Here is an 8,793-nt window from a genome sequence, read left to right as displayed (position 1 = left end):
CCGACTGGCTCCTCAACGACACCCGCACCAGCCACAGCTACACAGCAACAGGGAACTACCCCGCCACCATCACCACCAGCTTCACCGGAACCTACTCCGTGAACAACGGACCCCCACTGCCCATCAACGGAACCCTGGACCTCACCACACCACCCAAAACCATCCAGGTCTGGAAAACGGAAAAAGCACTTGTCGCCGACACCTGCCAGGAAAACCCCAAATCCTGGGGCTGCCCCAACGCTGAAAAATAGCCGAGTGGGGGCAGGCACAAACCGTCGCAGGCACAAGCAGGGAAGGTTCCTCTGCCTAGGCCGGGGAACCTGCATGCAGCAATGGCAACGCGATGGGTCGGGTCGGGGCGAGAGGCTCACCCAGTCCGCCCAGGACTTGCCGGGCCAGAGCTACATCGTTGACGCAGATCCCATCGACTCCGAGCTCGATGGCCGCGCTGATTTCGTCACTTGTCACCAGGGTCCAAGGGAACACCTTGAGTCCCGCGCCATGAGCTTCGGCGACCAATCCGGCGTCGAGAATTCCAGAGGCGGGCGCAACGGCGGAAGCCCCGGTTGCCAAGGCAGTGATGACAAGTTCTTTAGGGTCGGAAGGATAGAGGCCTACCGACCGGAGGGGGCTCTCCCTGCTCAGCGCCACCAACGGAACTCCCGGCAACATTCCGGACATTGCCCGGATAATTTGGGGATCAAAGCTGCGGACGCGCACGGCCTGTTCGTCCTGATGGGCCTTCAGGACTCTGGACAATTCAGTCACTATTCCGTGGCCGTACCAGTCCCAGGCCCCGCCGTCAGTTTTGACCTCAATGTCCAGAACAACATCGGTGGCATTGGCGAAGCGCAACAGGGCAAGGGCCTCCGACAGCGACGGCGCACGTGTTTCAGGATCGACGTCGGTGGTAGTAGCTGGGTGCTTCTCAACCACGGCCTGAAGCATGGTCTCCAACCTGATGTCGGCGGTTCCGATGACGGCATCATGTCTCAATACCAGTTGCATGTCGGACGTGAGCCAAACATCGACTTCTATGGCATCCACGCCCAGGCTAAGTGCCTCGACGAAGCTCGCCAATGTATTCCCATGCCGTGTGGCCAGAACGCCTCGGTGGCCCTGAATCTCGATCATTCGTTCTTCCTATTCCGATTCGTCCACGAGGGAGACTTCAGTAACGGTGGTGAGTTGAGACAGTTGGGCCACGATGTCGGATGCCGCCATGGTGCCTTCGATTTCCAGCTCTATCTCAATGAGGTCAACGGTGGCAGCCGTTTCCGTGGCTGTCATCAACCGATCCATCACACCCTTGGGCTCGGCCGAACCCCGCGTCGTTGCGAAGCCCTGAACACGGAATCCTTGCTCAGTGCATGTTCGGAGCACATCCCTCAGCGCTCCCACACCATCCATGTACGTAACTTTCAACAACCACTGGCTCGGCAATCCAAAGCGGAGCTTCGCAGTCACCACGGGATAGACGTAGACGATGACGAAGTGGGCTGCGGTGACGAATACCGCGGGCAGCAAGAGGCCGGCCCCGGCGGAGGTCCCGACTGCAGCTGTAACCCAGATGGAGGCTGCCGTGGTCAATCCGCGGACTTGATTACGCCGCACGAACACGAGCCCCGCCCCTATGAAGCCAATGCCGGAGACCACTTGAGCCGCCAGCCTGGAGGGATCCAGCCGAACCAGGTCCACCATCAATACGTCGCTGAAGCCGTATTTGCTCACGACCATAAACAGCGCGGCGCCCAACCCAACCATGGCATGTGTTCTCATGCCCGCAGACTTGTTCTTGCTCTGGCGTTCAAACCCTATGGCTGTGGACAGGACAAGTGCTGCGGCCAAGGCCAGACACATCTGCCACCATTGCGTATCCGCGCTGAAGATCACGTAGTGCTCCGATTCGGTTATCACCCCCTTCTTCCGTCCCACATGGAAGGTCCAGTCCGATACGGATGTTCCATGCAAAGACAGCTCAAGGTAGAAACGACGCGAGCCGGTCCTCTGCTAATTCTTCAGGTCCCAGAACGTTCCAGTCAACGCTCTTGCACATTCGTGCAAACCTCACATCCAGCTTTGTTAGGACGTACTAGCATGGTATTTGAATGCGCCGTTGAAGCCTGTAAGACCAGATCACACGGCAAAAAGATCCCATTTTCCGCCGCCGCGAATGGGCTCTTGTGATCGGCCATCTTTATGTGTAGGTTGACCATGACCTGAAGTTAGGTTGTCAGGTCAAACGTGAAACAAATGCTTTTTTGCAAGTGCTAAGTCGCCCGGACAGCGATGACGAGGGGGTCAACGTGAGGGTTTTCCATGGGCAGATTAGACACAAGTGATGCGCAAACCAGCAGGGCACCGGTCCACAGACCGCCAATAAGCACCCCGAAGAACCGACGGTGGAATCGGAGAACACGCAGGGACGCATGGGTTTTTGCCGCTTTCGCGGCACCCAATGTCCTGCTCATCGTCCTCTTTACCTACCGTCCGCTCGTCACTAACTTCTACTATTCCACCCTGGACTGGACGCTCGGGGCAGCCACCGCAACGTCAGTGGGGCTGGGTAACTATGTGGAATTCTTTACCTCCCCTGACGCTTCAAGCGTGCTGGGCGTAACAGCCATATTTACGATCACCACCGTTGGCGGTGCGATGATCCTGGGCCTGCTGGTGGCGTTGGCTCTTAACCAGAGACTGAAGGGCACAACGTTTGCCCGTGCCGTGGTTTTCGCGCCCTACGTCCTTTCCGGCGTGGGGGTCGGCTTGGTGTGGTTGTTTATTTTCGATCCGACGTATGGCGTCCTTTCATGGATTCTCCGCACAGTTGGCCAGGCGAGTCCCCAGTGGGTCAACGATCCGAAGCTCGCGCTCCTCATGGTCATCATCGTGTACGTATGGAAGAACCTCGGCTATTGCGCCGTGGTGTATCTGGCAGGTCTGCAGTCCATTCCGACTCAGCTCTTGGAGGCTGCCGCGTTGGATGGCGCCAGTAGCCTGCGGCGCTTCACGTCGGTGGTGCTTCCCCTTCTTTCCCCCACCACCTTCTTCCTCTTGATCACTTCACTGCTGAGCTCCCTGCAGGCGTTCGACATCATCCGCATCATGACTCCATCCGGCAACGGAACCAGCACCCTGATCTTTGACTCCTACCTTCAGGCATTCGGCTCCTACAACCGGGCCGGCTACTCCGCGGCCATCTCCGTTGTGCTCTTCGCCGGATTGCTCGTCATGACAGCTGTGCAGTTGCGCTTCGTGGAGCGAAAGGTTCACTACTCATGAGCACCAACTCCCTTGAAGCCACACCACACCGTGACCGTCCGTTCTCCTGGCAAAACCTTGGCAAGACGATTGCCGGGGGCTACGTCCCCCTCCTGTTGGCAACTCTGGTGGTCTTCGTGCCGCTCCTATGGATGATGTTGTCTTCCCTCAAAGCGCCTGGCGAAATCGTGACCACAAACCTGACTCTGCTGCCGAAGACGCCAAACCTTCAGAACTACGCTGACGCAGCATCTACAGTTCCGTTCGCGCGATTCTTCCTCAACAGCGTGATCGTCACAGTCATCGGATCCACCATCAAGTGCGTACTTGCCGTCTTTACGGCCTACGCACTCGTGTTTGTCCGTTTTCCCTTTAAAAAGGTCATCTTCCTGTTGATTCTGGTTGCGCTGATGGTTCCGCCACAGGTTTCCGTGCTTCCCAATTACGTTTTGATCGCAGGCATGGGAGGGCTCAACACGTATTGGGGAATTATCCTTCCAGGCTTGGGAACCGCGTTTGGGACCTTCCTCCTCAGGCAGCATTTCCTCACACTGCCGCCGGCGATCCTGGAATCCGCGGAAATTGACGGTGCGGGCCACTGGCGCAAGCTCTGGAAGATCGTTGTCCCGGTGTCCGTGCCCAGCATCGCGACCGTGGCCTTGGTGACCATCGTTTCTGAATGGAACGAGTACATCTGGCCGCTGATCGTCACGGACCATCCAGACATCATGACCCTTCCTGTCGGCCTGACGCAGCTGGTCAACAGCGATGGCAGCACCCAGAACTGGGGCATGCTCATGGCCGGCGCGGTGATCGTCCTTCTACCGATCTTGCTCATCTTTGCCGCTCTGCAGCGGTACATCGTCTCCGGGCTCACGCAGGGCTCGGTTACCGGCTAAAACTCCACCTTTCGGGGATGCTCAAGCACCTCGATCACTAGAAAGGCACTTCCCCTATGTCAAAATCACTTTCCAGGAAGCATTTCCTCGGCTTGGCTGGAGCCTCAATCACCGCCGTCGCGATTGCAGCCTGCGGCGGTCCCTCCACCGATACCGGGGGCACAGCAGCAAAGACGCTCTCCCCGGAGGATTGGTCCAAGATCAAACCTGCTCCAAGCATCAGTTTCATGTCCAGCCATCCCGGTAAGTCCCGGGAAACGGAACAGAAGCTGATAGAGGCCTTCCAAGCCGCCAATCCGGATATCAAAGTGAACCTCATCACCGGAGGCTCAAACTATGAGGAAGTTGCGCAAAAGTTCCAGACTTCCCAGGCCGGGAGCGAAGTGCCGGACGTGGTTGTCGCATCGGACGTTTGGTGGTTCCGATATGCCGTCTCGGGTGCCATCCTCCCCATCGATGACCTCCTCAAAGCAGTCAAGGCGAGCTCCTCCGACTACAAGTCCGGTTTGATCGCCGACTACAAACATTCTGATCAGCTGTGGGCGGTCCCTTACGCCCGCTCAACCCCGCTGTTCTATTTCAATAAGGACCACTTCAAGGCCGCCGGAGTTCCCGAGCAGGCGCCAAAAACCTGGGAAGAGTTTGCCGAGTGGGCACCCAGGATTAAGACGGCAAATGCTTCTGCTGCCGGATATCAGAACGCCTACCAGTACCCGGCGATTGCAGGTTACGCCGGCTGGACCCTTCAAAACGTTCTCTGGGGCCAAGGCGGCGGCTGGTCCAAGGAGTGGGAGATTACGGCAAATTCAAACGAATCTGTAGCCGCGATGCAGTGGGTGCAGGACTCCATTGTGAAGAATGGCTGGGCCGGAGTCTCCTCCAAGAATGCCATTACCGACCTTCAAGCCGGTGCCATCAGCGCCACGATCAGCTCGTCGGCCGACCTCGCCGCCACCCTTAAGGCGGCGAAGGAAGCCAACATGAGGATCGGCGTCGGGTTCTTGCCGGGTGGCTCTGCCGCGGCCTCACAGGTTTGTCCCACGGGCGGTTCCGGCCTGGTAATCGCCAGCAAAACGTCGCCTGAACGGCAGCTTGCAGCGGCCAAGTTCATCACGTTCATGACGAATGCGCAGAGCACGTCTACTTTGTCTGCTGCAACCGGATACCTACCCGTAGCCGAGGCGGCAGATATCTCGGCGATTGTTGCCCAGACACCGGAGTTCCAAACCGTCGTAGACCAGCTCAAAGTGACACGCACGCAGGACTTTGCCCGAACCTTCCTCCCGGGCGGAGACCAGGAGCTGGCCAAGGCAGCCACCAGGATCATGAATGAAAAGGCCGATGTGCAGGCAACGCTGACCGAGTTGAGGGGAACACTGGAAGGCATTTACAACAAGGATGTGAAGCCGAAGCTGAAAGCCTAGCCATGGGGCGAAGCGTAGGCGCACATGGGGGCCTACGCTTCGCACCCTAACCCAGAACCGCGGACACGTTAAAGAAGAAAAGCACCAGTTCCGAAGAACTGATGCTTCCCAGTGGTGGCTCCGACCGGCGTCGATCCGGTGACCTTTCGATTTTCAGTCGAACGCTCTACCAACTGAGCTACAGAGCCTAGGTGACAAGTCACCTTGAGAACCGAAATTACTTCCGGTGCTCAGAGCGACCCTGACGGGACTTGAACCCGCGACCTCCGCCGTGACAGGGCGGCGCGCTAACCAACTGCGCTACAGGGCCTTGCGTTTGCAGTATCTCTACCGCGTTTTTTTCAAGGCTTCTAGCTTACCAGACATTTTTCATCCGATTTACCACTTGCCTTGCGTACCCCCAACGGGATTCGAACCCGTGCCGCCGCCGTGAAAGGGCGGTGTCCTAGGCCGCTAGACGATGGGGGCCTGAACTCAATTCGGATTATGCGAGGAAAAACAACACTTTATGCGTTCTTTTCGGTTCTCACCCGTCCGAACTGGACTCTAAAACTTTAGAGCATAGATGGCGATATTCCCAAATCGAGGTCTGCACGACTCCCCAATAGTGACTACGGGACTTGCTCAAGGAGGTCGCCGACCTGGCAATCGAGCAAACATTGGCAGTTTCTTGCCGTGACGCGTCCGAAAACCGCCAGCCCGGCCGGCCTCCCCGGCGCTAGATTGGCTCTATGACAACCACCACCCCGGCCGAACCCGGCCAGCCGTCCCCGGGGATGCAACCGCGCAACACCCCCGCGCCCGCAGCTCCCATCAGCAAACTTGGCATCGCCGCCGTTGTCGTCACCGTAGTCCTATGGGCTTCGGCATTCGTCGGCATCCGCGCTGTGGGCCCGAGCTTCTCCCCCGGTTCCTTGACGCTCGGACGGTTGGCGGTTGCCGCCGTCGTTCTTGGAATCGTTGTGCTGCCTACGCTGAAAGTCTGGCCGCGTGGCAAGGAATGGTTGCCCATTGTGGCGTACGGGGTGATGTGGTTCGGCGGTTACAACGTGGCGTTGAACGCTGCGGAGCACATGCTCGACGCCGGTACCAGCGCCATGCTGATCAACGTCTCGCCGATCCTCATCGCAGTCCTCGCCGGAGTGGTCCTCAAGGAAGGCTTCCCGCGGTGGCTGCTGATTGGCAGCGCCGTTGCGTTCGGTGGCGTGGCGATGATCGCCCTCGGCTCGGGACAGCGCTCGACGGCGGATGTCGCCGGGGTGTTGTTGTGCTTGCTTGCCGCCGTGCTCGCCTCTGTCAGCGCGATCCTCCAGAAGCCGGTCCTGCGGAAGTTTACGGCCGGGCAAGCCACGTGGTTCGGCATCATGGTGGGCGCTGTCTGCTGCCTCCCATGGACAGGGCAATTGATTGCGGAAGTCCAGTCAGCGCCGCTGCCGGCCACACTCGGCTTGGTCTATCTGGGCATCTTCCCCACAGCCATCGCCTTCACAACGTGGGCGTACGCACTGTCCTTGATCTCGGCCGGGAAACTGGCCGCTACCACCTACTTGGTCCCCGGCACCACCATCCTCATCTCCTGGGCAGTACTTCAGGAAGTCCCAAGCATCTGGGGACTGATCGGCGGCGTGGTGTGCTTGATCGGCGTGGCACTGACCAGGCGTACGCCTAGGGCTGTTGGGACGACAAGGACCGTGCGGGCGTCAAGGGTTGCCCGGCGTACAGCAAAGTGAGCTAGCGGGCCATACCCACCAGAAGTTCACGGTGCGTGGGAGGGTTGGCGCCGGGGCGGCCAACAGCGATGGAAGCCGCCATGGAGGCGATGGTTCCGATCCGTTCCAGCACTGTGGGCGCCAAGCCATCGCTGCCCCGCAACAGCAGCCCCATGATGAGCGCTGCGGTAAAGGAATCACCGGCACCGATGGTGTCTGCCACGGTAGCGGGAACAGCCGGGACATTGATGTGAATGTCCCGGGTTGCCATGAGCGCCCCCTTGACCCCTTGAGTCACCACAGCAAGGCCTGTGCCCATAGCCAGGAGGTGATTCGCAGTTTCCTCCAACGACTTGCCGGGGTACAGCCAGCGGGCGTCGGAGCCGCTCATTTTCACGACGTCGGTCAGCGGCACTATCTCTTCGAACAATGAGACTGCCTCACTGTGACTTCCGAGGAGGTCGGGGCGGATATTGGGGTCGTAGGTAACCATGCATCCGCCCTGCGCCTGCTCCAGTAAGCTCCTGACAACACTTGCGCCGGGCTCCAGGAAGGTCGCGATGGAGCCCGTGTGCAGGATCCTCGGCGCATAGGGCAGGGCAAGTGGAGCCAGCGCCCAGTCAATGTCGAAGGTGTAATCGGCCGAACCGTCGGCAGTTATCCGAGCGGTCGCCGTCGCGGTCTTGCCTGCTGACATGGATCCGGGCAGCAGGACCACACCTGCGCGCTGCAGATGCGCGGCGATGGCATCGCCCCGCTCGTCCCTGCCAATGGCAGTCAGTAGGCCCGTTTTCACGTCCAACAGGCCCAAGCCGTAAGCGACGTTGGCCGGCGATCCGCCCGGATACTCCTTCTGTCCGTCCGACGACTGGACGATGTCGATCAATGCCTCACCCACAACGACGACGTCGAGGGGCTCAGTGGCGAGGGAAGCGGTGCCGGTCATGCGGTTCCTGTGTCTGTCGAAGGAGGATTGAGTTTCAGTATCTCCCATCACGCACGGCGCCAATGATGTCTGGGCGGACTAGAGTCGGATCATGCCCGCGAATCTCCCTCCCGGCCTGCCCATAGTTCCCGACGGCGATCTCCCGTCCTCGCCGCTGCGTTTTCCGCCGGGCGCCCCCTTCGAAATGTCGCCGGAGGAGTTCGAAGAAGCTGTGAGCGACGCGTTGCAGCTGATCCCACCCAAAGCTGCCAGCGCAATGGACAACGTGGCAATCTTCATTGAGGACGACTACACCCCGCGCCCAGATGAAGAACCGGACACCGTATTACTTGGTTTGTACGAGGGCGTGCCCTTGACCGAACGTGACTCGTGGTGGGAAGCGGGCTCGTTGCCGGATCGGATCACTATTTTCCGCCAACCCATCCTGGACATCTGCGCCACCCGCGAGGAAGTCATCGATGAAGTGGCCATCACGGTGATTCACGAGATCGCCCACCACTTCGGAATTGACGACGACCGCCTGCATGAGCTCGGGTGGGGCTAGCCTTGTAATC

8 protein-coding genes, 3 tRNA genes and 1 pseudogene are annotated in these 8,793 nt (G+C 59.3%); 6 read left to right on the top strand and 6 right to left on the bottom strand.

The genetic code is table 11. The features are described 5' to 3' along the window. Positions 1-251 (top strand): annotated as a pseudogene (locus tag AB4Z15_RS05570) (hypothetical protein); the annotation flags it as partial. A 55-nt stretch (positions 252-306) separates the two neighbouring features. Here the strand turns inward: AB4Z15_RS05570 and AB4Z15_RS05565 are convergent. Continuing rightward, on the bottom strand, positions 307-1,134 hold the full coding sequence (locus AB4Z15_RS05565; protein WP_442016441.1) for a glycerophosphodiester phosphodiesterase: 828 nt from the start codon (positions 1,132-1,134) through the stop codon (positions 307-309). A 9-nt stretch (positions 1,135-1,143) separates the two neighbouring features. Next, entirely contained in the window at positions 1,144-1,917 is a 774-nt protein-coding gene (locus AB4Z15_RS05560) for an MgtC/SapB family protein (RefSeq protein WP_442016440.1), read from the bottom strand. Between the two features lie 402 nt (positions 1,918-2,319). Between AB4Z15_RS05560 and AB4Z15_RS05555 the strand changes: the two genes are divergently transcribed. The 3 genes from AB4Z15_RS05555 to AB4Z15_RS05545 are packed head-to-tail and all read left to right on the top strand — an operon-like array spanning position 2,320 to position 5,584. Further along, on the top strand, positions 2,320-3,282 hold the full coding sequence (locus tag AB4Z15_RS05555) for a carbohydrate ABC transporter permease (RefSeq protein ID WP_442002796.1): 963 nt from the start codon (positions 2,320-2,322) through the stop codon (positions 3,280-3,282). Then, positions 3,279-4,160: a carbohydrate ABC transporter permease gene (locus AB4Z15_RS05550; protein WP_442016439.1), complete on the top strand. Its 882-nt coding sequence runs from the start codon at positions 3,279-3,281 to the stop codon at positions 4,158-4,160. The genes AB4Z15_RS05555 and AB4Z15_RS05550 overlap by 4 nt, the downstream gene beginning before the upstream one ends. Before the next feature lie 56 nt (positions 4,161-4,216). After that, on the top strand, positions 4,217-5,584 hold the full coding sequence (locus tag AB4Z15_RS05545; RefSeq protein ID WP_442016438.1) for an ABC transporter substrate-binding protein: 1,368 nt from the start codon (positions 4,217-4,219) through the stop codon (positions 5,582-5,584). A 112-nt stretch (positions 5,585-5,696) separates the two neighbouring features. Here the strand turns inward: AB4Z15_RS05545 and AB4Z15_RS05540 are convergent. From AB4Z15_RS05540 to AB4Z15_RS05530, 3 genes are all read right to left on the bottom strand, one after another. Next, positions 5,697-5,772: transfer RNA gene (locus AB4Z15_RS05540), tRNA-Phe, on the bottom strand. A gap of 48 nt (positions 5,773-5,820) precedes the next feature. Beyond that, a tRNA-Asp gene (locus tag AB4Z15_RS05535) sits at positions 5,821-5,894 on the bottom strand. Between the two features lie 85 nt (positions 5,895-5,979). Next, a tRNA-Glu gene (locus tag AB4Z15_RS05530) sits at positions 5,980-6,052 on the bottom strand. A gap of 263 nt (positions 6,053-6,315) precedes the next feature. On the opposite strand from AB4Z15_RS05530, the gene AB4Z15_RS05525 reads away from it, so the two are divergent. Then, complete coding sequence (locus AB4Z15_RS05525; protein ID WP_442016437.1) at positions 6,316-7,314, top strand: DMT family transporter; 999 nt, start codon at positions 6,316-6,318, stop codon at positions 7,312-7,314. A 1-nt stretch (position 7,315) separates the two neighbouring features. Here the strand turns inward: AB4Z15_RS05525 and AB4Z15_RS05520 are convergent, their stop codons facing one another. Then, positions 7,316-8,239, bottom strand: coding sequence for a carbohydrate kinase family protein (locus tag AB4Z15_RS05520; protein WP_442016436.1), 924 nt, complete (start codon positions 8,237-8,239; stop codon positions 7,316-7,318). Positions 8,240-8,330: 91 nt separating this feature from the next. On the opposite strand from AB4Z15_RS05520, the gene AB4Z15_RS05515 reads away from it, so the two are divergent. After that, on the top strand, positions 8,331-8,783 hold the full coding sequence (locus tag AB4Z15_RS05515) for a metallopeptidase family protein (RefSeq protein WP_442002801.1): 453 nt from the start codon (positions 8,331-8,333) through the stop codon (positions 8,781-8,783). The last annotated feature ends 10 nt before the right edge of the window (positions 8,784-8,793 follow it).

Source organism: Paenarthrobacter sp. 2TAF44 (assembly GCF_052114885.1).
GTDB lineage: Bacteria > Actinomycetota > Actinomycetes > Actinomycetales > Micrococcaceae > Arthrobacter.
Note: the sequence above shows the minus strand (reverse complement) of the source record. Positions and strands in the feature narration are given on the sequence as shown.

What these genes read in the sequence shown, in the direction of transcription:
- AB4Z15_RS05565 (WP_442016441.1), bottom strand. Translation starts at nt 1,134, where the DNA reads ATGATCGAGATTCAGGGCCACCGAGGCGTTCTGGCCACACGGCATGGG.
- AB4Z15_RS05555 (WP_442002796.1), top strand. Translation starts at nt 2,320, where the DNA reads ATGGGCAGATTAGACACAAGTGATGCGCAAACCAGCAGGGCACCGGTC.
- AB4Z15_RS05550 (WP_442016439.1), top strand. Translation starts at nt 3,279, where the DNA reads ATGAGCACCAACTCCCTTGAAGCCACACCACACCGTGACCGTCCGTTC.
- AB4Z15_RS05545 (WP_442016438.1), top strand. Translation starts at nt 4,217, where the DNA reads ATGTCAAAATCACTTTCCAGGAAGCATTTCCTCGGCTTGGCTGGAGCC.
- AB4Z15_RS05525 (WP_442016437.1), top strand. Translation starts at nt 6,316, where the DNA reads ATGACAACCACCACCCCGGCCGAACCCGGCCAGCCGTCCCCGGGGATG.
- AB4Z15_RS05520 (WP_442016436.1), bottom strand. Translation starts at nt 8,239, where the DNA reads ATGACCGGCACCGCTTCCCTCGCCACTGAGCCCCTCGACGTCGTCGTT.
- AB4Z15_RS05515 (WP_442002801.1), top strand. Translation starts at nt 8,331, where the DNA reads ATGCCCGCGAATCTCCCTCCCGGCCTGCCCATAGTTCCCGACGGCGAT.